General features: G+C 42.0%; 20 protein-coding genes and 1 pseudogene. 9 read left to right on the top strand and 12 right to left on the bottom strand.

Features of this window, described 5'->3' with window-relative positions; translation table 11 throughout:
* Nucleotides 1-133: 133 nt before the first annotated feature.
* Nucleotides 134-1,687 (top strand): metallophosphoesterase family protein, encoded by a 1,554-nt coding sequence (locus H6G83_RS08640; RefSeq protein ID WP_190469953.1) that lies wholly within the window; start codon nucleotides 134-136, stop codon nucleotides 1,685-1,687.
* Between the two features lie 251 nt (nucleotides 1,688-1,938).
* Here H6G83_RS08640 and H6G83_RS08645 read toward each other — a convergent pair whose 3' ends face one another.
* On the bottom strand, nucleotides 1,939-2,520 hold the full coding sequence (locus tag H6G83_RS08645) for an L-threonylcarbamoyladenylate synthase (RefSeq protein ID WP_190469957.1): 582 nt from the start codon (nucleotides 2,518-2,520) through the stop codon (nucleotides 1,939-1,941).
* Nucleotides 2,521-2,653: 133 nt separating this feature from the next.
* Here H6G83_RS08645 and H6G83_RS08650 point away from each other — a divergent pair, with 133 nt between their 5' ends.
* Nucleotides 2,654-4,438 carry a serine/threonine-protein kinase gene (locus H6G83_RS08650; protein ID WP_190469961.1) on the top strand — a complete coding sequence of 595 codons (1,785 nt, stop codon included), beginning with the start codon at nucleotides 2,654-2,656 and terminating at the stop codon, nucleotides 4,436-4,438.
* Nucleotides 4,439-4,521: 83 nt separating this feature from the next.
* Here H6G83_RS08650 and rpsD read toward each other — a convergent pair whose 3' ends face one another.
* A complete protein-coding gene (rpsD, locus tag H6G83_RS08655) occupies nucleotides 4,522-5,130 on the bottom strand; it encodes a 30S ribosomal protein S4 (protein ID WP_190469964.1) in 609 nt (202 codons plus the stop codon).
* 263 nt (nucleotides 5,131-5,393) lie between these two features.
* Here rpsD and H6G83_RS08660 point away from each other — a divergent pair, with 263 nt between their 5' ends.
* Complete coding sequence (locus H6G83_RS08660; RefSeq protein WP_190469966.1) at nucleotides 5,394-6,038, top strand: hypothetical protein; 645 nt, start codon at nucleotides 5,394-5,396, stop codon at nucleotides 6,036-6,038.
* Nucleotides 6,039-6,203: 165 nt separating this feature from the next.
* On the opposite strand, the gene H6G83_RS08665 is transcribed toward H6G83_RS08660, so the two are convergent.
* Nucleotides 6,204-6,848 (bottom strand): hypothetical protein, encoded by a 645-nt coding sequence (locus tag H6G83_RS08665; protein ID WP_190469971.1) that lies wholly within the window; start codon nucleotides 6,846-6,848, stop codon nucleotides 6,204-6,206.
* A gap of 532 nt (nucleotides 6,849-7,380) precedes the next feature.
* On the opposite strand from H6G83_RS08665, the gene H6G83_RS08670 reads away from it, so the two are divergent.
* From H6G83_RS08670 to ilvD, 4 genes are all read left to right on the top strand, one after another.
* Nucleotides 7,381-7,533, top strand: coding sequence for a hypothetical protein (locus H6G83_RS08670; protein WP_190469974.1), 153 nt, complete (start codon nucleotides 7,381-7,383; stop codon nucleotides 7,531-7,533).
* Nucleotides 7,534-7,646: 113 nt separating this feature from the next.
* Nucleotides 7,647-8,417, top strand: coding sequence for a pentapeptide repeat-containing protein (locus tag H6G83_RS08675; RefSeq protein ID WP_190469981.1), 771 nt, complete (start codon nucleotides 7,647-7,649; stop codon nucleotides 8,415-8,417).
* Nucleotides 8,418-8,448: 31 nt separating this feature from the next.
* Complete coding sequence (locus H6G83_RS08680; protein ID WP_190469985.1) at nucleotides 8,449-9,069, top strand: TenA family protein; 621 nt, start codon at nucleotides 8,449-8,451, stop codon at nucleotides 9,067-9,069.
* A 253-nt stretch (nucleotides 9,070-9,322) separates the two neighbouring features.
* Nucleotides 9,323-11,014 (top strand): dihydroxy-acid dehydratase, encoded by a 1,692-nt coding sequence (gene ilvD / locus H6G83_RS08685; protein WP_190469989.1) that lies wholly within the window; start codon nucleotides 9,323-9,325, stop codon nucleotides 11,012-11,014.
* A 162-nt stretch (nucleotides 11,015-11,176) separates the two neighbouring features.
* Here the strand turns inward: ilvD and H6G83_RS35845 are convergent, their stop codons facing one another.
* The 9 genes and pseudogenes from H6G83_RS35845 to H6G83_RS08725 all read right to left on the bottom strand — a co-directional run.
* On the bottom strand, nucleotides 11,177-11,299 hold the full coding sequence (locus H6G83_RS35845; RefSeq protein ID WP_277876295.1) for a hypothetical protein: 123 nt from the start codon (nucleotides 11,297-11,299) through the stop codon (nucleotides 11,177-11,179).
* A gap of 263 nt (nucleotides 11,300-11,562) precedes the next feature.
* On the bottom strand, nucleotides 11,563-12,798 hold the full coding sequence (gene coaBC / locus H6G83_RS08690) for a bifunctional phosphopantothenoylcysteine decarboxylase/phosphopantothenate--cysteine ligase CoaBC (RefSeq protein ID WP_190469992.1): 1,236 nt from the start codon (nucleotides 12,796-12,798) through the stop codon (nucleotides 11,563-11,565).
* Between the two features lie 76 nt (nucleotides 12,799-12,874).
* Nucleotides 12,875-13,087, bottom strand: coding sequence for a protein IsiD (gene isiD / locus H6G83_RS08695; RefSeq protein ID WP_190469994.1), 213 nt, complete (start codon nucleotides 13,085-13,087; stop codon nucleotides 12,875-12,877).
* A 154-nt stretch (nucleotides 13,088-13,241) separates the two neighbouring features.
* Nucleotides 13,242-13,856 carry an alpha/beta hydrolase gene (locus H6G83_RS08700; RefSeq protein ID WP_190469996.1) on the bottom strand — a complete coding sequence of 205 codons (615 nt, stop codon included), beginning with the start codon at nucleotides 13,854-13,856 and terminating at the stop codon, nucleotides 13,242-13,244.
* Nucleotides 13,857-13,922: 66 nt separating this feature from the next.
* Nucleotides 13,923-17,852 carry a helicase C-terminal domain-containing protein gene (locus H6G83_RS08705; RefSeq protein WP_190470000.1) on the bottom strand — a complete coding sequence of 1,310 codons (3,930 nt, stop codon included), beginning with the start codon at nucleotides 17,850-17,852 and terminating at the stop codon, nucleotides 13,923-13,925.
* A complete protein-coding gene (locus H6G83_RS08710) occupies nucleotides 17,852-21,028 on the bottom strand; it encodes a hypothetical protein (protein ID WP_190470006.1) in 3,177 nt (1,058 codons plus the stop codon). The genes H6G83_RS08705 and H6G83_RS08710 overlap by 1 nt, the downstream gene beginning before the upstream one ends.
* A gap of 499 nt (nucleotides 21,029-21,527) precedes the next feature.
* Entirely contained in the window at nucleotides 21,528-21,761 is a 234-nt protein-coding gene (locus tag H6G83_RS08715; protein WP_190470007.1) for a DUF4351 domain-containing protein, read from the bottom strand.
* A gap of 23 nt (nucleotides 21,762-21,784) precedes the next feature.
* Nucleotides 21,785-22,552, bottom strand: coding sequence for a DUF4351 domain-containing protein (locus H6G83_RS35240; protein WP_242044499.1), 768 nt, complete (start codon nucleotides 22,550-22,552; stop codon nucleotides 21,785-21,787).
* A 64-nt stretch (nucleotides 22,553-22,616) separates the two neighbouring features.
* Nucleotides 22,617-22,859: pseudogene (locus tag H6G83_RS08725) on the bottom strand (hypothetical protein); the annotation flags it as partial.
* Between the two features lie 679 nt (nucleotides 22,860-23,538).
* On the opposite strand from H6G83_RS08725, the gene H6G83_RS08730 reads away from it, so the two are divergent.
* Together H6G83_RS08730 and H6G83_RS08735 are read left to right on the top strand one after the other, a co-directional pair.
* Nucleotides 23,539-24,726: a HetZ-related protein 2 gene (locus H6G83_RS08730; RefSeq protein ID WP_190470011.1), complete on the top strand. Its 1,188-nt coding sequence runs from the start codon at nucleotides 23,539-23,541 to the stop codon at nucleotides 24,724-24,726.
* A 471-nt stretch (nucleotides 24,727-25,197) separates the two neighbouring features.
* Nucleotides 25,198-25,371: a hypothetical protein gene (locus tag H6G83_RS08735; RefSeq protein ID WP_190470014.1), complete on the top strand. Its 174-nt coding sequence runs from the start codon at nucleotides 25,198-25,200 to the stop codon at nucleotides 25,369-25,371.
* Nucleotides 25,372-25,628 lie beyond the last annotated feature (257 nt).

A 25,628-nucleotide genomic window follows, 5' to 3' on the forward strand; every position in this document is an offset into this window, starting at 1 on the left:
AGTCAATAGTCAATAGTCAATAGTCCATAGTCCATAGTCCATAGTCAATAGTCCATAGTCCATAGTCCATAGTCCATAGTCCCCCTTCCCCTTTCCCCCTTCCCCTTTCCCCCATACCCAGGAGTAACCACTATTGAAACTAGTATCTGACCCACCAATAACGAAGAAAATTAGCAAGATGGAGCGACGGGTAAAATGGCAAGACCCGTTAATATTAGAACGGAAGATTGACCAAACTCGGCTGGAAATTGAGGATGGTAAGGCTGGAGATAGGGAATTTTCTTTTTTAGTGGTGGGTGATAGTGGTTCCGGGAAACACCGGGGACACAACCCCCAACGCCAAGTAGCTGAATTGATGTTACCCCATCATCAAGAATGCCGTTTTCTGCTACATACTGGCGATGTGATTTATCTGGTGGGGTCTAGTGAATACTACAAGCCAAATTTTATCGAGCCTTATCGTGAGTTAATTGTAGGTGGGGAGAATCACCATCAGATTACTTATGACAAGATGGTGTTTAAATTACCGATTCTTCCTGTACCGGGAAATCACGATTATTATGAGTTACCTCCCTTATTAAGTTTATTGTCTATTTCCACTTGGCCGATTCGCACGTTATTGCGATCGCGTTTAGATATAGATATTGGCTTTCATGGTTCGGGAACGGGTGATGCTTATGCTAAAGCTTTTCTCGATTATCTCAATATCCGGCAATTACCCGGAGAGTTCCCCCGTCATTTAGATACACATTACACGGCTAAGACTGATACAGGTCGTTGTCTGGTTTACCAACCAGGAAAATTTACTCGCCTACCAAATCGGTATTATACTTTTCGCTATGGTGATATAGATTTTTTTGCCCTAGATTCCAATACATTTAACGATCCTGAACCTTTACCCGCTACAAAACAAGGTGATAGCGATCGCAATATGCTCAACCAGCGTCGGGAAGACTTAGAACGCGAAAAGATGCAGATGCTCGAAACTTCCGCCAAATTAAACCCGGATAACCCCGTCGAAGCGGAACGTTTAGATGACATCCACTCGAATGTGTCCCAAATAGAAGAAATTATTGTTGATATCGATAAACAATTAAACAAAGATTCTCAACCAGCGCACACCGACACCGAACAACTAGACTGGTTGAAGCAAAGATTAATTGCATCATGGAATAACCCCCAAGTGCGGGGAAGGATAGTTTACTTCCATCATCCTCCATACGTCACCGAAGCCACCAAATGGTTACAATCACAAACATTAGTAATTCGTAGCCGTTTACGTGATGTCTTAGATGCAGTGGCGCAAGAGATAGGCGATATCAATCAAGGTCGTCCCTTAGTAGATTTAGTATTGAATGGTCACGCTCATTGTTTAGAATACCTGCAAACCTACGACACCGGACATGGCGATCGCCATATGCAATGGATAGTTTGCGGTGGGAGTGGCTATAGTCTGCGTCGTCAGCGTCAAGAAGGTGCTGATTTAATTGAACAAGGACAATTAATTGCGCGATCGCATCTTTATATCGGTCGTAACGGTCAAGGTTACCAAAAACACCGTCCCTATTCCTGTTTGCGTATCGATGTCAAAGGCGATGACCAACCTAAATTTATTATCCGTCCTTTTGTCGCCGATTGGTATCAGCGTCAATGGCATAATTCTGTGCTTAAACCATTGGTGATTTAACAGTTATCAGTTATCAGTTAACGTGAGTTCGATGAACCTCACCCTCCCAACCTCCCTCTCCTACGAGGAGAGGGAGGAGAAACGAAAAACCTCACCCCCAACCCCTCTCCTCGTAGGAGCGAAAAGTCTGTAGCTTGCTTCTCTAACGAGACGCTACGCGAACCCGTAGGGTGCGCCGGCTTGCGGCGATCAGAACTTTTCAAGAGAGAGGGGTTGGGGGTGAGGTCAAAACAACGCTTGTCGAACTCACGTTAATCCAAGCTTACCGCCCCTTGCCGTAATATTTGCCAACCTTCCCCCGTCCATTTAGCAACTGTAGAAGGTAAGCCAATTGCGGCTTCTGCTGTTGCTGTAGGTTCGAGTGTTAATACCGTGGGAAACTGAGCCGCAATTTCTGCCATTGTTAATAAAGCTGGCTGTCCTGAAAAGTTGGCGCTAGTAGTGGCAAGAGGCCCCGTTTGTGCCAAAATTGTTTGAGCGATCGCACTGTTCGGTACGCGAATACCAATAGTTGTTGGGTCAGTAGGATTCATCACTTGCGGCACAAGACTACTTGCTGGTAAAACTAATGTCAGCGCTCCCGGCCAAAATTTGTTAACTACTTGCTGCCAAATTTGATACTCTTGTTCACTACCTTTAACATAAGGCCATAAATCTTTAGCGATCGCCCCCATTAAAATTAAAGGTTTGTCCTGACTGCGCTGTTTAGCTGCAAAAATCAAATCGGCTTTTTCCGGTAGAGTTGCTAGCGCCGGCACAGTATCTGTAGGAAAACTAGCTAAACCGCCAGCACGTACACCAGCTATTAATGTTTCTAACGAAACTATAGTCATGATTACAAGTCAAGCTTTTTTGGGATTAATAATAATTAGCTAAATGTGTTGTTTATCTTAATTTAAGATACAACACTTGAGGACTAAGAATATCTAATGTGCTAAAATTCTCTGGAGTAGCAGTAAAATTACTATGAACGGTCAACTCTTGGACGGACGTTATGAAATAGTTCAAGTCTTGGGCGAGGGAGCTTTTGGAAAAACTTTTTTGGCAAAAGACATCAAGCGTCCAGGTCATCCCCAATGTGTTGTTAAACAACTAAGCTACTCAAGTAAAGATCCACAAGCTTTAGAAGCAGCCCGGCGTTTATTTAAAGCAGAGGCGGAAACGCTGGAAAAATTAGGGCAACATGAGCGAATTCCTACACTTTTAGCTGAGTTTGAATACAATCACGAGTTTTACTTAGTTCAGCAGTTTGTTGAAGGTTATACTTTAAACAAGGAAATGCAACTTCATCAACGTTGGACGGAGGAACAGGTTATTAAGCTTTTAACCGATGTTTTACCGATTTTAGCCTTTGTTCACGGTCAGGGTGTGATTCATCGGGATATTAAGCCAGCTAATTTAATGAGACGCACCTCTGATGGCAATTTAGTTTTAATTGACTTTGGTGCAGTTAAAGAAATTGATTCCCAAATTTCTCCAGCACAATTAGATCCAAGTGTTGCTATTGGTACAGCAGCATATATGCCTATGGAACAATTTCAGGGATTCCCCAAATTTAACAGTGATATCTATGCTTTGGGCATGATATGTATCCAAGCAATGTTGGGGCTACCTTCTAATCAGTTAACAAAACTAGTAGGTAATAATAGTAACAGCATAAATAACAATTCCTGGCGTAAACAAGCCAATATCAGTCCGGCCTTGGGAGATTTAATTGATAAGATGGTGATATTTGACTGGCGACAGCGTTACCAGTCAGCAGTAGAAGTTTTGCATGATTTAAGTAAAATCATTCAGCGAGATGAAAATCACTCACCACAACCAACAATAACCTCGCCAAACGAGCCACAAACTTATAAGCCGCCTTTTGCAGTCAAATTACCAATTTTATTAGGAATAGCAGGAATAATAGTTGCTGGTGGGGTAGGTTTTATCGTTTATAACCAGCTACCTCAAGTTAAAGCAGAAGCCCCTTACAAACAAGGGCTGAAAAACTTAGAAGCAAAAGATAAACAAGGAGCCATTAAAGCATTAACTGAAGCAATAGAGATTAATCCTCAGTACGCTGAAGCTTACTACCAAAGGGCAAATGCCCACTTTCAGTCCGCTAACTTTCAGCGAGCAGTAGAAGACGCAACTAAAGCTATTGAATTAAAAAGCAATTATACAGAAGCCTTTACTCGTCGTTGTGCGGCTTATGTACTTTTGCAGGCTCCTCAAAAAGCTGAAGAAGACTGCACTAAAGCAATTAATTTCAATCCCAAGTACGCAGATGCCTATCTTAACCGAGCCAACGCCAGACGAAATTTAGGTAATAAAGAGGGAGCGTTAACTGATTTCAGCGAGTTAATCAACATCAATCAATCCGATCCCGAAGGTTACATTAGTCGGGGTGTGCTTTATTTGCAACAGTTCAAGGATTATGATAAAGCGATCGCTGATTTTAACCAAGCAATGCGACTAGCAAGCAACAACCCAAAACTTGCCGCCATTGCTTATGACGGTCGAGGTAATGCCCTAGCTGCACAAGGAAAGCTACCCGCCGCACTAGAGGACTTGAACAAAGCCATTGAAAACAAACAAGATTTTGCCCAAGCCTATTTTAACAGAGCAATGGTTCACACTCAACTGGGCAATAAGCAAGAGGCGCTTGAGGATTTTGCCAAGGCTGATACCCTTTGTAGTCAACAAGGACTAACCAATTGTTCCAAATTGGCACAATCGGCGATCGAACAGTTGCAGCAACAATAAACCAGAACAGGGCAGTGGGGTACACCGTCCCGAATAAAAAAAGCCCGCGCCTTGCTGCCAAGGCAGTTGGCGACGGGATCTGATTACGCTTGTCGTGAGTAGTATTCCACAACCAGCAGTTCGTTAACTTGCAGCGCCACCCATTCACGTTCGATGACACCATTAACCTTACCAACCAACTTGTTCTTGTCAAACTCTAAATGGCTGGGGAGGTTAGCTAAACCTGGATACTGTAGATTGTTTTCTACCAACTTCCGTGATGGTGCTTTATCTCTAATAGCAATTTCTTCGCCGGGACGACATTGGTAACTGGCAATATTGACCACGCGACCGTTAACTGTAACGTGACCGTGATTTACTAGCTGACGAGCGGCGGGAATGGTAGGAGCCATACCCATACGGAAAACCGTATTATCCAAGCGCATTTCTAACAGTTGTAGCAACACTTGTCCGGTAGAACCAGTTACACGTCTAGCTCGACGCACATAACGTAACAGTTGCTTTTCAGTCAAACCGTAGTTCATCCGCAGCTTTTGCTTTTCTTCTAAACGGATAGCATACTCAGAACGCTTCTTGCGGTTCTGACCATGCTGACCTGGTGGATAAGCGCGTCTAGCGCTCTTACGAGTTAATCCTGGCAAATCGCCCAAGCGACGTACAATTCTAAGACGTGGCCCTCTGTATCGGGACATGAGTTTCCTTAATTTAATCCTGTTTAAATTTACCCAGACATACTATTATAAAACTGGAAATCACAAATGCAAAAATCATTAGTCTGAATCAGCAAAATTTTATTAAACGTGCGTAAAACCCCATCCCCTTGTGGGTGGGCGGTTGACCTTAAAACCAGCAGTTAGGGGGCAGTATTCCCTCCTGCCTTCTTCAAATTCCCTGATTTGCCAAAGATTCGCTGCACATTTGAGTTAGCATAACTTTGGGTGTTTGGAGAACGGCAATGTGTAGAAAACAGGATATTGGGTTGGAAAAACAAAAGTTAGCTCTCAAAACTCGCCTCCTGCGGCTGACAGCACCTGCTTTGGCTGCGGCTGGGCTTTTGGGTATGAGCGCCCCTAGTGTGGCTGTTACTGCCTCATACAACAATGATTATCGCGCCTGTGCAGGTAGACTCGTCAGTGTTGGCGTGACTGCTGAAGCAGCAGCTGAAGGTTGTGCTACAGCATTACGTCCCAGAGATTTATCTGCTTGTGTGCTTGATATTAGCAAAAATACCCAAATCACTGCTGCCGATGCCCTATTGGGCTGTAGACGGGCGAGACAGCCGAGAGATTTAGGTACTTGTGTAGTAGCAGTGAGTAAAAATACTGAAGGGTCAGTTAACCCAGATGTTCTAAACTACTGTGTTCGGAGTTTGTTACCAGTGCGCTTTGCTCAGTGTGTGGTCGGTTTGCGTAGTGAAATCAAGGAGCTACCTCCTATCCAGGCGTTAGATACTTGTATTGATGGTAGCGATCGCATTAGTGGATTTACTCCTCCATCCCGCTTACCAAATCAACAAGGAACCCAGTTCAGTCCCACTTTTGAGACTCAACCACTACCAGCAAATCCTCCTCAACCACAGCAAACAAATCCTAGTCAGTGATGAGTGTTAAGTGCTGAGTTGGGGTAAATCTCTTGACTCAGCATTCATGATCCGTTTAAACACCTATCATATTGTGGTGGCTGGTAATTGATAATCGGTAATGGTAGAAAACAATTACCCATTAGCTATTACCAATTACCAGTTCAACCAATATATAACTCAGCACTAATTTCTTTGTTCTGCAAAAACTAGTTGCCCTTCTTTGTAAGCTTGGCGTAGAGCGATCGCTTCTGCTACGATTTGTTGGGCAGTCAATCCTTCCTCATCCATCATTTTTTGCAAAGTTGTACCAGTTTGTTCCGAGGCTTCGTGAATTGGGGGAATTTGGCAATATCTACCACCATTCTTTAACCTGCGCCAAATACTGGGTTTTTTCGGTCTAGCCGCCCTGGGGGTACGCTGTTTTTGAATCAAGGTGCGTACCGTTTCTTGGTTAATTACACTGAAATCTAATAGCTTATCTATAACTTTTTGATACTGCTTGTTTCTTTCTGCTAGTTGGTATATGGTTCTAGGCTCAACATGGGCAAAATCTTGCGGTTCAAACTTCCCAAAGGTAGCAGCAATCTTGAGGTATTTCTTTTCCTCGCCTTGCCAACCATAATTTAGTAGTAGTTTTTTATACTCTTTTAAAGAAAGATTGTGTTTCTGTTCAGCTAACCAGAAAGCATGACGTAAAATAGTTTTAGTGACATCAGCAATGGTTTGAAAAGAAAATTCTGCGGTTGTATCAGCATCTTCTTGGGCGTATGGCTCAAACTGGTGTGAGTTGATTTGGGTTGCAGTTACACCCTGTATTGGTGTCATCATAGTAATGATCTCACAGTAGGGTTTTTTGTGGCTGAATTGTTGCTGGCAGTTGTTTGACCCCAACAAAGTTTAATAGCTAAACAAGCTTTCAGTACAATTGTACTATAAATTTTGAGAAAAAACCCTCAACATGGCCAAATTTTGCGCGAATTGTCAAAACCCTTGCTGGTATAGGGGTGTAGGGGTTAGAAGAAGAATAGTATTTATTAGGCATTTTGGTTTAATTATTAATTCTTGACCGTGCAGAACCCTTACACCCTTACACCCCAAAAGCCTTATATCTCAAGAATTTGCGCTTAACGAGCGTGCCATTCGATTTACACCCCTATACCCCTACACCCTTGCCCAAACCCTTGATTTTTCGTTTTTATGCGTAAGTCCTAAAACCTATTTGAAAGTGACGGAAATCACTCTGATAAATGATATAAATCACCGACAGACTGCTAGTAATCATATAGCTTAAGTCAAAATAAGTTTTACTTAGTGTATTGATAACTTGAAATTATGTTAAGGTGTTGAGGGATGTAAAATTATGCTAGAAAAACTGTTATTGGCAGCTATTATAACTTTTACACTCAGTATATTTACTAAATTGAGTGCGCCTACTTCTAACAATGTAGGTTTTGATTTTGGCTCTAAAGAAGTGACCACTGTTACTCAATTTGTAAGTATTGTTGAGCAGTAATTTAGGTCGGTCTATACGGAGGGCAAACTGCTCAAGAGGCTCATATCATAAGCAAAAGTATAAATTTGTTTGAGCTTGTTTGGGTACTGAGCCAACATCCTCCAAAATTGACTATGAAAAACCTAATTTTTATCGCAACTACCGTTATCACCACTATCAGCCTTACCAATGTTGCCCAAGCGGCAAATCAAGAACATATCAGACAGTTATTAGCAACAAAACAATGTCAAAACTGTGACTTAAGTGGTGCTGGCTTAGTCATGGCTGATTTATCTGGAGCAAATTTAAGTGGTGCTAACCTAGCGGGTGCAAATCTCAGTCGGGCAAACTTAAGTGGTGCTGATTTACGCGGTGCAAACTTAAGTGGTGCGGGTTTAGCTGGGGTGAATTTAAGTGAAGCCAAACTCGGTGGGACAAATTTAGCTGGTGCTGATTTTAGAGGTGCGTTTCTCAGTAATGCACAATTCACAGGCGCATATTTGCAGGGTGCTAACTTTCAAGGTGCGGTTGGGATACCATTACAAATTGCCACAGCCGAAGAATTTTATGCTTTGGGTATAACCGAGGGGCAGAAAGGCAATTATCAGCAAGCTATCTATTATTTTAATCAGGCGATCGCATCTCAACCAGAATATGCAGGCGCATACTTAGCTCGTGGTGTCGCTAAATATCAACTACTTGACCGTCAAGGTGCAACACAAGACGCGCAAATAGCTGAGAAATTATTTACATCTCAAAACAACGCCACAGGAACACAAACCGCTCAGGCCTTCATCAAAGAACTACAAACACCATACACAGAAAAGGTGAGTGCTGGTAAACCGAGTTTAGTTGACTTTGTGAGCAATTTGAGTTCATTCTTGCAACAGTTTCTGCGATTTTGATGGGTGAGTGTAAACTGTGGACTAATGACCAATGACTCTATCAAATGAACTTTGGACAGCAAACCAAGACTTAGTACAAGCTTGCCTAGAGCATCCTTTTGTTCAAGGTATTGGTGGTGGTAGTCTGGAGGAGCGGAAATTTGCTTATTATGTAGGACAAGATGCTTTTTTCTTAGAAGCTTTTGCCCGTGCTTACAGTATTGCAGCTGCTAAGTCTCCAGACTGGGTTGGGTTTACCACATTTCACGCTTTGGCTGGTGGTGTACTAGAGGAACTGCGCCTACATGAAAGCTATGCGGCAAAATGGGGAGTAGATTTGCATTCTATCCAACCGGGAGGAGCCACTCGCCGTTATACTGACTTTTTGTTAGCCACTGCTTGGAGTGGGGATGTAGGTTTAACGGCTGCGGCTATGTCTCCCTGTATGCGTTTGTATGCTTTTTTGGGAGAACAGTTAGCTATTAACGGTATTCCCCATCATCGTTATGCTGACTGGATTCGCACTTACAGTAGCGCAGATTTTTCACCTTTAACGCAGCAATTAGAAAATTTGGTAGAAAATTACGCTACTGCTAATACCTTAACCCATTCAACTTATCGTTATGCTATGTTTTGTGAACAGGAGTTTTTTCAAGCATCTTGGATGGTTTAACAGTTAACAGTGCTAGCTGACTGATAACTGATAACTGATAACTGATAACTGTTCTAATATCTGGTTTATTTGAAAAATATGTATATATATGAAAAATGACAAACCTTTATGTGTAAAATTTTCGCATCTAGACTCCTAGTGCTGAAACATAGATAAACTACCGGAAGGTGGATGCAAATGAGGGCATCATCTGCGTCAAAAATACAGATAATACAATCGCAACACAAGCGATGAAGGCACGGAAGGAAAAAAGATGTCGGAGAATTTTAGAAGTAAGGTTGTCACTCAAGGGGTGCAGCGATCGCCTAATCGGGCTATGCTAAGGGCGGTTGGTTTTCAGGATGCAGATTTTACCAAAGCCATTGTCGGTGTTGCCAATGGTTACAGCACGATAACCCCCTGTAATATGGGGATAAATCAACTAGCCCAAAGAGCAGAAGCAGGTATAAAAAATGCTGGGGCAATGCCGCAATTATTCGGCACAATTACGATTAGTGATGGAATTTCGATGGGAACGGAGGGGATGAAATATTCCCTAGTATCACGAGAAGTAATTGCTGACTCGATAGAAACCGCTTGTAATGGGCAAAGTATGGATGGTGTAATTGCCATCGGTGGCTGTGATAAAAATATGCCAGGGGCCATGATTGCGATCGCCCGGATGAATATCCCCGCTATCTTCGTTTACGGTGGTACAATCAAACCTGGACATTACAATGGTAAAGACTTAACCGTTGTCAGTTCCTTTGAGGCTGTCGGTGAATATAGTGCCGGGAAAATTGACGAAGATGAACTATTAGCCGTGGAACGCCGTGCTTGTCCGGGTGCAGGTTCCTGTGGTGGAATGTACACAGCCAATACCATGTCAAGTGCCTTTGAAGCAATGGGGATGAGTTTACCCTATTCTTCCACAATGGCAGCAGAAGACGATGAAAAGGCTGATAGTACCGAAGAATCAGCTAAGGTATTGGTAGAAGCGATTCGCCATCAACTATTACCCAGACAGATTATCACCCGTAAATCTATAGAGAATGCCATATCTGTAATTATGGCGGTGGGTGGTTCCACAAACGCCGTGTTACATTTTCTAGCGATCGCTCGTGCTGCGGGTGTAGAATTAAATTTAGATGACTTTGAAACTATTCGTGGTCGTATACCCGTTTTGTGTGATTTGAAACCCAGTGGTAGATACGTCGCCACAGACTTGCACAAAGCCGGGGGTATTCCCCAAGTGATGAAGATGCTACTGGTGCATGGTTTACTTCACGGTGATTGTATCACCATCACAGGTAAAACCATCACCGAAACTTTAGCAAATGTCCCCTCCGAACCATCCCCCGACCAAGATGTGATACGTCCTTGGAATAACCCCATGTACGCCCAAGGTCACTTAGCTATCCTCAGAGGTAATTTAGCCACAGAAGGTGCTGTAGCCAAAATTACTGGGGTGAAAAAGCCCGTAATTACAGGCCCAGCAAGGGTATTTGATTCCGAGGAAGAATGCTTAGATGCCATCCTGGCAGGTAAGATTAAAGCAGGTGATGTGATAGTCATCCGCTACGAAGGTCCCAAAGGCGGCCCTGGGATGCGGGAAATGCTAGCCCCCACCTCAGCAATTATTGGTGCAGGTTTAGGTGATGCAGTCGGCTTAATTACCGATGGACGCTTTTCCGGTGGTACTTATGGGATGGTAGTCGGACACGTCGCCCCGGAAGCTGCTGTCGGTGGTAACATTGCCCTTGTCCAAGAAGGTGATAGCATCACGATTGACGCTAATTCTCGCTTGTTACAGTTAAACATCCCTGACGCAGAATTAGCAAGTCGTCGTGCCAACTGGACACCCCGTCCACCTCGTTACACTCAAGGTATACTGGCAAAATATGCTAAGTTAGTTTCCTCAAGTAGTGTTGGTGCAGTCACAGATTTAGACTTATTTAATGAATAGGTAAACTAGCTACACCTTACCATCAGGAAGGTGTAGGCTAGGCAAGATGCCTAGCCTACAAAAATCATTTTTTAATTTAAAGTGAGTTCGACAAGCGTTGTTTTGACCTCACCCCCAACCCCTCTCCTACGAGGAGAGGGGAGTAATATCAAGTTCGGCTAATTACTGATAATATGGTTGTTTTGGTCGGTAATGGGTAATAGCTAATAGGTGAGTCCAGTCCTGTAGGCGGGTTTCCCGCGCCCTGGGAACTGGCGAACCCGGAGGGTAATTGTTTTCTACCATTAGCAATTACCAATTACCAATTACCAACCCCGAAGATATGATAAGTGATTAAGCGGACATGATATAAGACGGTGATTTTTTCGTTTCTCCTCCCTCTCCTAAAAGGCGAGGGAGGTTGGGAGGGTGAGGTTCATCGAACTCACGTTAATTCAACTTGTTTAGATTCCGGGGAGAATAAATACAGCAGGTTTCGCTATTCGTGAAATACTGTAGAGACGTTACATATAAAGTCTCTACATGGTTTTGGGTTTTACGCTTGTACCTCATTTACCCGAAATATGGCGGATGAAATCAAACAAATAATGTGCCATTTGTAATTTAGAACAAGGTGCTATTTTTTGCTGTCTTCCTTGACTATCTAAAAAGACGGCTTGATTATTTTCACTACCAAAACCGCTATCTGGTTTGTCGATGGGGTTAGCAACGATCGCATCCAATTTCTTAGAGTATAACTTCTCTCTCGCTGGTGTGACTATATCCCCTGTTTGGGCGGCAAAACCAATTAAACGCTGATGGGGTTGTTTGAGTTGTCCTAGTTGGGCAACAATATCTGGTACAGGTTCCAAGGGTAAGGATTGAGGGAGCGATCGCTTGGGTAATTTCTCGGTACTATAATCTTGAGGTTTCACATCAGCCACCGCCGCAGACATGACGATGATATCTGCGTTGGGTAAATATTCCAGCATCACTTGCTGCATCTCTTCTGCGTTGATAATGGGAATTGCTTGCACACCCAAAGGTACATCCCAATTAGCTGCACCATGTACCAACGTCACCATAGCGCCCCGGTGTAAAGCAGCTTGAGCTAAAGCCAGTCCCATTTTACCAGTAGAAGGATTACCAATAAATCGCACTGGGTCAAGATACTCTTGCGTACCCCCCGCACTAATTAAAACTCGTTTACCAGCTAAATCTCGTTTACCTTTGGTATGTAATAGCGACTGGGTGTAAGTCAAGATTTCTGGAGGTTCCGCCATTCTGCCAGCACCGACGCGATCGCAAGCTAACAAACCTGATGCTGTACCTATACCATGATACCGACTATCTGTCAATAACTGTTGCCAATTGCGTTGTACTGTTAGCTGTTCCCACATATCCGTATTCATCGCCGGCGCTAACAACACTGGACAAGTGGAAGCTAACACGGTATTGGTGAGTAAATTATCAGCCATGCCGTAAGTTAGTTTAGCTAAAGTATTCGCCGTCAGGGGAGCAATTACCAACAAGTCCGCCCACTCACCCAACTCAATGTGCAACGGACGAGAGTGAGTAGGTTGCCAAAAATCATCATCTGTGTAAGCAGGGTGACGCGAGAGGGTTGCTAAAGTCAGAGGTGTAATGAATTGCTGTGCGGAACGAGTGACAATAACTCGCACCTCCACCCCCGACTTAAATAAACTAGAAACTACTTCACAAACCTTGTAAGCTGCAATACCACCGCCCACAGCCACAAGCACCCGACTTTTTCTATTTTCTGTTGGGGGTTGGGAATTAACCATGACAAAAACTCAACAGTAAGGAGTTAGGATTTAATTCTTCATTTTGAATTACTCCCAACTCCTGAATATTAAATACTTATGCCTCGTCGTAGGGTTCTAAGTCTAGCAGATGAATATAGGGTTCTACTAACTCTGGACGCTGAAAAGCGATCGCCCTTAGTAGATGCCAGTCATTTAAACCCTCAAAAGCATTGCTATAATTATCCATCTCTAGACGAGTAGCTAGTTCTTCTACTTCTGCTACGGACATGGCAGCAATTTCTTTCTTGGAAATGCTTAGAGTTTTCATAATGCTTGCCCCTCCCTTTTGCAGCATTCGCACCCAGCACGGAATGAGTGACACGCTAATGTGCCACTCAATCTATATTACTCACTAGATGGCATAGATTTCCTAAAATCTTTCAGAATTTATACCATATTTGTCAAAAAAATTGTCACTCAGACTAAACCAGGGTATTGACAATGAAATTTCTGGCTACATCTAACATTTCCAAATTAATTTCATGTCCTGTATCAAATTCATGATATTTGACGGGAACACCCAAGGATTCTACGGTTGTGCGTGCATTAACAGCAGCTTGCAGTGGCACAACTTCATCCCTTCTACCGTGCATGATTAAAATGGGCGAAATATTGGTATTATTGGGTGCGATCGCTTCTGGATGTAAATACCCACTCATCACCAGCAAACCAGCCAAGGGCAATTTTGAACCCACATCAAAAGTCATCGCCCCGCCTTGAGAAAATCCACTTAAGATAGTCCGGGATAAAGGCACACCAGTGCTACTTTCTAAAGAAAGGACAAAATCTTTTAACTGTTGGCGACTTTCTGCCAAACCTTCATACATATTTTCCACTCTCAAGTCATACCAAGCCCGCCCCAGAGGAGTATAAGGGTATGGATAAGGCGCATTGGGAAAGACAAACTGATAATCAGGTAAATTGAAATAGGGCAGTAAAGATGCCACATCCTCAGCATTAGCGCCCCAACCGTGTAAGGTGACAACTAAGCCGGTAGGTGTTTGAGAATTAGCCGGGGGAACATTGATAAATTGCAAAGACAGAGGTTTGCTCCTAAAAACTGACGCTGTAATAAATCCTATCTCTAGAAGTGGCGTTAAGCTTTAGTTTGGTTCATCTTCTAGCAAAATTGTATTGAGAAGATTTAGTTCATTGGATGCCATAAAGTAGCGATCGCTAAAAACTGTTTCTAATTGTGTAAAAATCCTTCGCCCTGCCACCGCAACCCAAGGAAATGTTCTATAGTAAGGTATTACGGGTATAATTAAGCCTTGAGGAGTTAGAGAACGTCCTAGCCCACTTCTCCAAGCTTGGGGGTCTTGTAATACTTGCTGGCGGGTATCATCTTCTGATTGTTCGTTCCAAAAATGGGGATAGTCTAGAGGTAAGCCCAGAACTAAGTTTTGAGTTTTCAATGCTTGAAGTGTAGAAGATTCAATCACAAATCCCGCTTGTTCCCGACTCAATAGTTTATGTATTTCGTTTGCAGGACGTTTGAGTTTTGCAGGAAATTTGTACTTCTTGCTTTCAGCAATTTCTTTTAATGAGCCTAAAAGACGATTGCTATTTTGCTTAACCTCGGCTTTCCATGCTTCAAAACTAAATATTTCTTCTGTTTGGCGATCGCTCCAATCTTCTATCCAAAAAGGCCCTATACAAGTTAGATTATCAGGTATTTCTAGCGCATCATTATCTAATGATGGCAACAAATAACTCTGAATCCTAGAAACAGCTACAGCCATAGCTTGTAAGGTTTGATAATTTGCATAGGACTTAGCATTTCTCTGTGGTGATTGACCTCTCAAATCAAAATGTTTAAAGATGGTTGTAGTTAACTGTTCCGCCCTTTTAACAATTGCTTTTGCTTCTTGGGGATGACTATCGCTGATAAAAACTTTGGCTTCACGCAAGAAATCTAATAAATCATCAGACATCAAACGCAACAATTCTTCATCGCCAACCGAGCCAACGGGTACAAATGCAATTCGGTTTCTATTCAGTCCTGCATCACCTTTGATGCGGGTATGAATTGTCGAGCGCAACATTACCAGCAAAGTCAATAAATCACTCGATTGACGCAACCATAATCTTTTGGGGTCAATGTCTTCCCTTTCTATGAGAAAATCATTGATGAGCATAACTAAGCGTCTAGGTTTGTTATCTCCAGAAACTTCCATTCCGGTTTCTGGATCTAGATACATTCCTCTACCACGGTAAATTAATTGCGCGACTTCCATTAAAGCGGCTTCAATATTAAAGCGGGGAATTGCAGCTATAATGCAATCAGTTTTCGGGAAAGAAACACCTCTTGCGCCTGAAGAAGTCATGAGTAAAACTCGAACATTATCACGTCGTGGCGGCTTGACTAATTCCAATCGCTTATCGGGTGATACACTTTGATCCAAAACCTCCACATCTTCCTTATTTAGGAGAGCTTCTTTACCAGTGGTCAATTTTTCTTGCAACTCACGCAGAAAAGCTTTATCCTGAGCAAAGAAAATTAACTGCTCTGCTTCCTGCTGTAGCCCACGCTTGATTTCTAAGTAGGCATTTGTTAGTGACTCCTCTTGTGATTTTTCTCGAATTGCTTGTCTAATTGTTTGCTGTGTACCGTCACTATTTTGACCTGGTTTAACGGGAGACAGCTTAATACTGTAATCAATACTGAGTTCAGTAGCGGGGTAGCTATTTGTCATGATATGTAGCGTTGGGTATTTTCTAGGGCCGATTTTTGTATGAGTCCCTGTCACCCGAAATGGTGCTTCCCCTCGACTTTGACTAATTAATACTTTATCAGGGGCGCGATCGCCTGAGTCCAAAAAGCTATCCAACACCAGTTCATTGCTGAGTGAAGCATCAGCCAAAATCAGCACAATTTTAAATGGAGATTGATTTGTATCAAACGGTTTAATAAATTGCGCTTCCAACCATTCAGCTAACTTACGGACAAAGGGTGCGCCTGCACCATCACCAGCGAGTTCATCTACCATGACAACTATAGTAGGAATCCGCGCTGCAAATGCTGAACGTTCATTCTTTGCAGGTTTCTTACTGATATCTTTGTGTACAAATAAGTTGTTGAAGGCATTAACTGTGGTTGATTGATCGCTGAGTGTCCGATAACCTTGAATAGCAGCAGTCATTACCAGTTGATTAACCCGTGGGTTTGCTTCTAGTAATTTTCGGGCTGACTTTGCTATCGTACCCAATACCCCAGGATTTTTAAGTGATTCTACGCTGTAATCCCGTTCATTAAGACGACGTTTAAACCGAGTCGAACCGACTATATTGCAATCAATATCATGTTCTTGTTCTGGGGTTAGGAAGAAGATATTGCTAGGAGGACGTGTGAGGTTTTCAATACCATCAACAACAACAGCACTATCGATATTTTGGGGTGGAAAATTGTTTTGTTGAACCTGTTTTTTATACCATTCTGGAGCTGCAACAATCAAATTTTTATTGCTGGTGATGGTTAATATGCCAGTGGGTTGCTCGTTTTCTCTAGCCAGTTTGTCAGTCACATCTCGATTAATTACAACTCGCGGACTAAGATACAAAAACAAGAAACCTTGCTCCTGCTGCTTAAGAAATTTCATCACAGCAGTAGTTTTACCAATACCCGGATTTCCTTCCAAAGCTAAGACGTTAATTTTACCAACTTGAGCAGCAGTCAACCCAGCAAAAACTGCGGCTTCGTGTACTTTTCGCAGAGATAGTGTTTCCTGGTCGGGATTGATTTGATTGACAAAATTAGCAATTTGTGTTTTTGGGTCGCTTCCAAAAAACTGATGTAATGCCTCGTGGTCTTCAATAGATGCGATCGCCTCATCCTTAGTAATTTCACTCATCGGGTTGTAAAAATCCGTCACATTCTCCTGAAACAAAAACTGGGAGTATTGACCTAGAGTTGGGTTTTCAGTTAGAGACTTTGCTTGTGCTTTCAACGCAGAGGGTAGCCCCTTCAAAAGCTTCTTAAACACCGAACGAATTTCTGCATCTAAATCGAGTGGCTCATCATTCTCTGAATGTTTAGCCTTGCAATATGCTTCTCCTAAAGATTTCATTAACTTGGCTCTAGTATCTGGTTCTGGTTCCACACCAAAGAATTGAGCAGCCAGACTTTCAATACCATTCGATGTAACAGCCATCGCTCTGGCGTTGCAAGTCCCTTCTAAACGCTTAAGCTTGCGTAACACCTTAATCAGGCTATCTGTATAAGATGATGCCTGACAGAGCTTGAACAATGGTTTATCTTGACCGCTAAATGCGGAAAGAAAATTTTTCATCCTTTCAGAGAGTGCAAAATCTTCACCCTCAACTTCTGCACAAACTCTAGAGAAGACTCCCTTTGATTCAATGTAACGCGCATAGCGACTCATTTCTTCTCTATGAGGTGCTTCTTGTTGAAAATCTGCAAATTTGAGGGGTGCGTTATACGAAAATTCCAAACAAAAAATTAGGTTTTCAATTTTTTTGTGTTTTGGGTCTTTTGCAAAGTCTTTGGGAGGTTTTAAATCCTCTGATTCTCTTTGAGAAATAGATTGGTTGGATAGCCATAAAATAAAATCGGCTCTGGCTGGTTGTCCTCGGTTGACTAAGGTTTCGTCTGGTTTCCCTGGTATATTGAAAGCTTCTTGAAATGCTTTTGCTGTCGCTTCTTTTTCTTCATCTCGTAGCATTTGCTGCCCTGGAAATGTTAAAGGACACCAAATTGCTTCTAGTTTAGGTTGCTTAATTTGACTGTGGTTGAGACACTCACGCATTGCTGTCCAACCTAAACCATAGCCGAGTACCAACAGATGACGCAGCATGGTTTCCACCCATTCTTTAGTGTAGGTGTCTGTGATTTTAAATGCTTTGACCAATTGATGGAAGACATCTGTATTTTTGTGAGATTGCCAAGTCTGAAAAACGTGATTTTCTTTCAATAGTAAGTTTTGGTGAATTAAATGTTGTAAAACACCGCGTTTAACAGCAATTTCAAATACTTGCCCCCATATAGAGGCTTGTTCTAGAAAAGATAATTCCATTATTTCCTGTGTAGAACTTGAGAAACGTAGGTGAGTACAGCGCGATAATTAAGTAATACCTGTCCTTTACGGCGGGTGTGGAGAACTTTCACTTCACCAGCCTCTTCTACTGTATTAGGCGATATCCAACTAAACGGGTCTAGCACTGGGATGAGTTGACCTTTTTTGTCCGCATCTCGTTCCGCTTCAATAAAATGCAAGCCCCGCAATACAGTTAGTAAACAGGGATGAATAGGAGAGTCTAAATCAGGATTGATCAAATGCTGACGAGCGCGTTGAATCGAGTTAAGACTGCGAACTTTTGTATCCGAAATTAGGAAATATGTACAAAAACCAGATTGTATGCGCTCTTCTGCTTGAATAGCATAAAGTGTAGCAAAGGTATAAACCGGAATAAAATCACGATAATCTTCTGGAGTAGCAACAGAACTCCAGAAAGTTGTATGGTCTTCAGCTTGCGAAATTTCAAAAGCTGCTTCATTGTACCCGCGATCGCGCAACCTTGTAGCCGGAAAAACATCCCTTACCATTGGGTATATGTTGATATCAGGAAATGTTTGCAAAACTTCTTCTAAAAATTCTGTAGGTATTAAAGAAGAATTTTGTTTTGCGGCTCGATTAATGCGGCGATCGCCATAAGCATGAGCTAATAAAATAATGTGCTGACATCCTTGGGCTTTGAGGTGACGAATTTCTTCTTGAACTGAGCGTTGCGTTTTTAGTTGTTCTGGAGAATCAAGTACATCAGACTGCATTCGTTCTCTTTTAAGTTCATAACCTATAAACGGTTCACTAACAGATGTAGCAACATAACTTTGAGTCAGAAAAAGATATGCTTTCTCTTCATCATTGGGAAAATTCCCATCGTTACAGGGACGACTGGCGTAGGAAATCAAACCAATCTTGGGGACAGAATCGGAATTTTGGCAACTAATACAAAGTGGAAACGCACTTAATAATGCTTTAAAAATACCGTATTTGCTCCATTTTGTCGTATCAGTTTGTTTCACCAGATTTTCTAGAACCATTCCCTGCATTCGGATAGGGGTATCCTCGCCTAGTATGGCTTCCAAGGTTTGGGCGGCTGCGTAAACATAAGCATCCCCATTTTTGTCTTTATTGTCCTTATCTTCATCTAATTGTTTTCCTGTTTCTTGCAGCCGCAACATTAAGGTTGTAAAGTCAACTGATTCTTCCTTCTGACCACGTTTTTGCAACCTTGTAATGATTCGCCACAAACAACAGTAAATTAGCACAGCAAAAGCGGTAACGGCGGCTGCATGATACTGCTTCTTTTCCTCAGCGTCTTTTGTATTTGCTCGCCGCTTCACAGTTTCAACATCGTATTCCACTATGATTGCGGCTGGTAATGCCCAGCCAGCAAATTGAGCAGCATTTGTAGAAAGCTCATAAGTTAATTTACCATCTTGTCCCTTCTGCCAAGAACGAGGAACCCAACAAACTTGCAGGAGTTTCTGCGGTAATAAACGCTTGGCTCTTATTTGATTACTTGCGCCTTTAGTTATTAAGTCATATTCTGAAATTTCGGTAGTAACCTTAACCGAAAAAAGTCCTGATGTTGCTGGTTGCTCACAAATTTGTATATGTTTAAACCATTCAACCTGTTCGCTGGAATTTTGTTGCGGCTCTACAAGCAACTTTCTGATACCTGGTGTTGCTCCTTCTAGCCGATCCCAATTAATGATAGTGTTTTTAACACAGATGAATTGTTGTGAAGAGCGATTCTGAACTTGAGATATGATTTTTTGGCTCTTATTCTGCAATACTTTCGTCAGTGCTTTGGCAATTAACTTCATTGACTCAGAGCGTTTTTTTAATTCGTCTAAAGTCTGGCGAATAGCGTCTTTACCCTGGGATTGAAAATTTGCTCGGAGTTCATTCACTACATCGGTTAGTGATTCTTTAGTCAGCGAGACTTCATCTTGTTGAGGAACAACGATGGACAAAAAGATGAGCTGCGCTAAACGACGACGAATTTCCCAAGGTTTTGGTGAGGAATCTTGATCATCATCATCAAATAAATATTCTTGAATTTTTTCGATGCGTACTTCAAAAGCAGGTTTACCTAATTCTGGGTTATCTCCATTGACTCGAAAACGATAACATACTTCACGCTGAACTTGATTGTTAGTCTTTTGCTCAAAAATTTGAGTTTTCCATTCAGGCCAAATAGCTAAACAATAATAAAAGGTGGCTTTACTAAGTTCATCGGCTAAGTCAAACTCAGCCGCACCACCAAAATGAGCCGTTAAATCAAAGGTATAGTCCTCTTCTTGAGCAGATGTAACTAGAATGAGTATGCGATTGACATATTCTACTAAAAGTTGGTAATTTGGGTCATTACTTGAGCGGGCATTTTCTGCGATCGCCTCCATAATCCGAAAGCTAATTGTTAATCGGACTCGTGACAATGCTTCATCATCTATAAAATTTAGAAAACGCTGGATTTGGCTATCTTCTCTACCTTTTTCTGCTTTTAAAGTTGCGATCGATGAATCAACATCATCTTCATCGTTGCCACGTTCGTCTTGCAAATATTTTGCAGCAGCCCTGCACATTTGCTCAAAATAATCAGTATTTTCAATTCGTTCGCGTGCAGAAATGACTGTCGCTAAAGACTTGTTATCTTTAGTGTCTCCTGCTTTAAATGCTATAGGTACGATGTTGCCAGTATTAACCATATTCTGGAAAGACGTACCTGCTTTTTCAGCCAGTTTTTTGAGTTGCTTATCAGGCTCATCTAACAGCAATGTCGATAATAAGCTGTCGGAAGGCACAGCATTATTTAGTGCCTCGTCAATAGCAGCCATTAATCTATCAATCGCACCTGGTAATTTTGTAACGTTGCCATCACTCAAACAGCCGCCAACACGCGACTTATTACCATTTGCTGGCATCGATAAGTTTTGAATAAACCCTCCACCTCTAGCAGGGTTAAAAGCCTCTTTAAATTTAGTTTGTTTAAACAGACGATACATAACGTCTGAAGTACGTATTCTCAGGCGTTTATTTTGATTGTTGTCAAACTCAAATAACTGCATCCCGTAACCGCTTGGGGAAATAGCTTGAGCCAGTAAATCTATGACTGTAGCGAGGTCAATAGAAGGCTTAAGTGAACGCGGGTCAACGTGAGCGCCAGAACCTTGTAAAGGCATAATTATTTCCTTTGTAATTTTCAGTCTTACGACTGCTTCATCTGCTCAAACTTTGCAGTCTCAGCAAATGGACTCCATATTTTTACTAACTCAAATGTGCCGAATCTGTCAAGGGGGGTATATTTTACGTTTAAAAATTTTTTTAAAGAATTATTACACAAAGAAGATGGTTGTATAGGTTATACAGCAAGTTGCAGGTAAATGAGGTACAGATATAAATGATAAAATTCTTGTGGGGTGGGCATCTTGCCCGCCCTTGTGTACCTCACTCAGATGAAATATGCTGTATTTTTTTACAGAGTAAATAAACGATGTTAACTGTGCTAGAAAATTTATAAAGTAAACCTTAAATTCTATGGTGCGTGATAGCAAAACGTAAAGCACCAAGATATACGGTGCGTTACGGCTAATCCTGATAGTCTTAAACCCCCAAAAACCTGCACAGCCGTAACACACGCTACTTAATATTTAATAATCTGTCAAGCTACCAATCAGACTGTCAAATCATAGAATTTATTTGCAACCAATCGGATAAATCAGCCATAGTAGCAAAGTCTAACAAAACTTCGCCAAGGGCTTCTAATTGATTTAAAGAAAGAGATTGGATACGCTGTTCGATTTCTGGGGATAGTTCACCCAATCTTCTTTTTAGCTGTCTCAAAATAACGGCTTGCTCTCCTTCAACTATTCCCCGTTCGTAGCCGATACGCTCACCTGTGGTTATGTATCTCATAGTTCCTATTTCATGACGACTAATTAATTTGTTTGCAACCAGTCAGATAAATCTGTCATCGTAGCAAAGTCTAACAAAGCTTCGCCAAGAGCCTCTAATTGATTTAAAGAAAGAGATTGGATGTGCTGTTCGATTTCTGGGGATAGTTCGCCCAATCTTCTTTTTAACAGCTTCAAAATAAGTGCTTGTTTTCCTTCAACTATTCCCCGTTCGTAGCCGATACGCTCACCTGTGGTTATGTATCTCATAGTCCGTTCCTGTTCAAATTGTTTAAACTCTTGCCAAAACTGGTCTTCCAATGCTTTTGGTAAAATCATAACCCAATCTATGAAGCGATATAGGTTACGAATGTCTTGTTCTTGTAAGCCTAAATCGTACAACCTGCGAATTAATCTGAATTTCCAGATTTTGCGTTCGGCGGGTGATGAGCGCGTCTGTTGAGTTTTCAAATGCGCCATGACTACCGTCGCAAATGGATTACTATTATTTTCTAACTCCTGCCAATTATTTTCATAGTCTAAAAGTTTAACTATGCCAAACTCAAAATTCAAGCGAGTATTGGGATAGTTGTAACTGTAGTTACTAGGTCGCCAGTCACGGTTACTATCACATAGAATCGCCAAGCTGATTGCTGGTACGCTGAAACGATCAAATATGCGAAAGTTGTATGTGAACATTCGCTGACTAAAAGCATCCTCTTTTTGTGCCTGAATTTCTACGTGGATAGGACTTACGCAAGTGTCATAATCAAACTCACTGTAGGGTGCGTCAGCCCCAATAATTACGTACATATTCAAGGATTTTCCACATCTGACGCACCCTACTACTGTGCCAGTTGCGTAAGTCCTGGTGGATTAATAACCACAGTTCTTGACCTTGGATGTGCCAAACTTTCACTAATTGATCAGCATATCGTTTACCTTGTTCGGCTTCACGGCTAATTTGTTGAAATTCTTTATCAAGAAATTCGTAGGGGCGTTCCCAGTCAATTAATGCAGCCGTTTCCGGGAAAAAGAACTGTATGGCTTGAGGAAAGTATGCTTCGAGAATTTCTTTCCACGGACTATCAAAATTATGGCGATCGCCTAAATTATTCATGAAATAATGGAGAATCAACTACCTAATAGCAGGGGACAGGTGATAGGTGACAGGTGAGTCCAGTCCTGTAGGCGGGTTTCCCGCCGTAGGGAACTGGCGAACCCGGAGGGTGACAGCTTCAAAACCTGCTTACTATAACGATTTTATGATTGACTCATGTTCTCATCTATGTGGTTAAGGACATCGGTATTAATTAATACTTACGTTTTTTGATAATACTTAGCGAATCTCTGCTTGTAGAATACTGAGTGATTCTACTCTGAGTTTTTAGGCAATGAATCTGCTTTTTCGGTGATTATCACTGCCAAACTCCCCCAGATGAAACTTATACGGCTGAAACTGCGTCTATATTCAGGTATATGATTCTCGCTCTTTAGGTACAAAATGTTAGCTTTTCTCAACGTCAGACAAAAAATTAGGCATCTGCACTTACTCTGAGTAAATGCCTCATGCGTGGTTTCAACATATAACGTTACAAAATTTTAAGTTTATAAATTTGCAGTAAACACCCAACATACATGGATTTCCCAGGCTTGAGAACCATAAAAAAGACAGGAGCCGTGCAATTCCTGCATAAAATTCATGAGTAAAGACGTAATAACAATGGAATCGTTGATACGTCTTCATCAAGATGGCGGACTCAAGGGTGAACTGCTAGCTCACAAGATAAGTGCGATAAATGGGGGTTGTGATGCACACTTTAAAGAAGGGTTTCGAGGAGTGCAATCTCACTATGGTAACGGAAGCAGAAAAACTAGCGCAATTTTGGCGCAAGCGACTAGCTGCGGACTGTCCAGAACTAAATGTGGCTGCAATAGAAAGTATCACTCTCTGGCTGTTAGGACGTGATTCACAACGCTTGGATCTGCTCAACCTGAAAGAACTTGAGATTGCAAAGCAAGCGATGGAATATCGCTGGAAGATTTTAAGCCAACGCTACTTGAATGTAGGGCGGGAACGTGCATACCGTAATCTAATTACTCGCTTGGGGAGTTTAGCGACATTACGGCATAGAATTCAAACTTGGATCAGTTTAAGCCGCGATCGCCAACGCACAGTTATTGACGTTTTGCAAGAGGTAATCCAAGAACTACTACAAAACGATACATACGTTCAGCAACAAATGGCGTACATCGCAGAAGTAGCCATAGATAAACGTCTCAGAGACACTTTACTGTTCGCTACGGTAGAAGAGTATTGTTTGCGACCAGTACGCAACCAGCCTTTGTTAGTATATCGCTTCGTCAACTACTTACGCCGTTCTCAACGTGGTGGCTTAACCCAAGTACCAGGAGGCGATTTAGTGAGATTGGTTTCCGAAGAAGTGCTGACAGATGATAGCGATAATCGCATTAACTTGGTGGATAACCAAGCGATCGCCGAATATCAAGAAGCACAACAATTAGAGGAACAACAAGCACTGCGCCAAACAGTACAACAAGAATTTGCCAACTACCTACAAGAAAACTTGGGAACAGAAGCCGTTGAATGGTTAAAAATGTACCTCCAAGGTAAAACCCAAGATGAAATTGCCAAGAAATTAAACAAACCAATCAAAGAAATCTATCGACTGCGGGAAAAAATCAGCTATCATGCAGTCCGGGTTTTTGCCCTCAAAGGTAAACCAGAACTCGTAGATAATTGGCTAGCAATTTCCTTGCAGGAGAACAACTTGGGTTTAACACAAAACCAATGGCAAGAACTCTATGCTAATTTAACCCCCATTGGGCGACAAGTACTGGATCTGCGGAAAGCTGGTAATTCCATAGAAGCGGTAGCCCAAGAATTAAATCTCAAACCCCATCAAGTAATGGGCGAATGGACTAAAGTCTACCTCGCAGCGCAAGCCATGAGAACTCAAGAATAATGGAGTTGACCCATGAAAAGGAAAAATCAAGAGTTTGGACAAGGGTATAGGAGTATGTATAGGTACGCAAAACCTAGACACCCCTATACCCTAACCCCAATTAACCCAGTATTAACAGACGATCTAATTGCGTAAATTCTCAATAACTAAGGCGAATGTTGTTAGTGGTAGCCAGGCGTTAAGCTTGTACGGAGAACTAAGAACTGAGTGCTGAGGACTAAGTACTATTAGTAAGGTGAGGTGTAAGCCTCTGCCTAGTCAAACTCTAGCCTCTAGCCTCCAGCTTCTTAGCTGATTAAATTTATTCATATTGCTTATAAAATACTCTGCATCAATCTTTAGGTAGAAATCCGCAATTGCCACCAGGACAATTAGATATAAATTATGTCATCTTTAACTAGAAATCTTATTTGGTAGTTGCACTCTTTATTTTGAGCTACTGCCACAACATTTTTATAAAATATTCCTCCTATGGCTAATAACCACGACAAAATCAAATTTCCCCTTTGGCAGTATCTCAACCAACCATTGTTTAGCCGTGACTTAGAGTTGAATCCCCGACGCTTCGCTTACAATTGGCGGATTGGACTCTTAAAGCGGTGTTGGCATAAAGAATGTGATGCTAAAGGGCCACAACAGCATTGAGGTAGGGAACAGGGGACAGGTGACAGGGAACAGGTTTATAGGTTCCTAGTGCAACAGTTTTGTGTCCTCATAGATTAGGACAGCGACTAAGCATAAAATGCCTATAAGAACAGGACTTACGCAAGTGTCACAATTGGTGGTTGGTGCGTGACGCTACAAGTTTCATTACTACGTTCAAATATTTTCGCTCCTCACACACCCTACAGAAACAATATGCCAGTTGCGTAAGTCCTAAAGAACAAGGTTTAAAGACTGTA

Origin of the sequence: Anabaena azotica FACHB-119 (assembly GCF_014697625.1) — a bacterium.
Classification (GTDB): Bacteria; Cyanobacteriota; Cyanobacteriia; order Cyanobacteriales; family Nostocaceae; genus Trichormus; species Trichormus azoticus_A.

Bases quoted from the DNA above. Each gene is read 5' to 3' on its own strand.
- H6G83_RS08645 (WP_190469957.1), bottom strand. From the start codon at position 2,520: ATGACTATAGTTTCGTTAGAAACATTAATAGCTGGTGTACGTGCTGGC.
- H6G83_RS08650 (WP_190469961.1), top strand. From the start codon at position 2,654: ATGAACGGTCAACTCTTGGACGGACGTTATGAAATAGTTCAAGTCTTG.
- rpsD (WP_190469964.1), bottom strand. From the start codon at position 5,130: ATGTCCCGATACAGAGGGCCACGTCTTAGAATTGTACGTCGCTTGGGC.
- H6G83_RS08660 (WP_190469966.1), top strand. From the start codon at position 5,394: ATGTGTAGAAAACAGGATATTGGGTTGGAAAAACAAAAGTTAGCTCTC.
- H6G83_RS08665 (WP_190469971.1), bottom strand. From the start codon at position 6,848: ATGATGACACCAATACAGGGTGTAACTGCAACCCAAATCAACTCACAC.
- H6G83_RS08670 (WP_190469974.1), top strand. From the start codon at position 7,381: ATGCTAGAAAAACTGTTATTGGCAGCTATTATAACTTTTACACTCAGT.
- H6G83_RS08675 (WP_190469981.1), top strand. From the start codon at position 7,647: ATGAAAAACCTAATTTTTATCGCAACTACCGTTATCACCACTATCAGC.
- H6G83_RS08680 (WP_190469985.1), top strand. From the start codon at position 8,449: ATGACTCTATCAAATGAACTTTGGACAGCAAACCAAGACTTAGTACAA.
- ilvD (WP_190469989.1), top strand. From the start codon at position 9,323: ATGTCGGAGAATTTTAGAAGTAAGGTTGTCACTCAAGGGGTGCAGCGA.
- H6G83_RS35845 (WP_277876295.1), bottom strand. From the start codon at position 11,299: ATGGTAGAAAACAATTACCCTCCGGGTTCGCCAGTTCCCAGGGCGCGG.
- coaBC (WP_190469992.1), bottom strand. From the start codon at position 12,798: ATGGTTAATTCCCAACCCCCAACAGAAAATAGAAAAAGTCGGGTGCTT.
- isiD (WP_190469994.1), bottom strand. From the start codon at position 13,087: ATGAAAACTCTAAGCATTTCCAAGAAAGAAATTGCTGCCATGTCCGTA.
- H6G83_RS08705 (WP_190470000.1), bottom strand. From the start codon at position 17,852: ATGGAATTATCTTTTCTAGAACAAGCCTCTATATGGGGGCAAGTATTT.
- H6G83_RS08710 (WP_190470006.1), bottom strand. From the start codon at position 21,028: ATGCCTTTACAAGGTTCTGGCGCTCACGTTGACCCGCGTTCACTTAAG.
- H6G83_RS08715 (WP_190470007.1), bottom strand. From the start codon at position 21,761: ATGAGATACATAACCACAGGTGAGCGTATCGGCTACGAACGGGGAATA.
- H6G83_RS35240 (WP_242044499.1), bottom strand. From the start codon at position 22,552: ATGTACGTAATTATTGGGGCTGACGCACCCTACAGTGAGTTTGATTAT.
- H6G83_RS08730 (WP_190470011.1), top strand. From the start codon at position 23,539: ATGGGGGTTGTGATGCACACTTTAAAGAAGGGTTTCGAGGAGTGCAAT.
- H6G83_RS08735 (WP_190470014.1), top strand. From the start codon at position 25,198: ATGGCTAATAACCACGACAAAATCAAATTTCCCCTTTGGCAGTATCTC.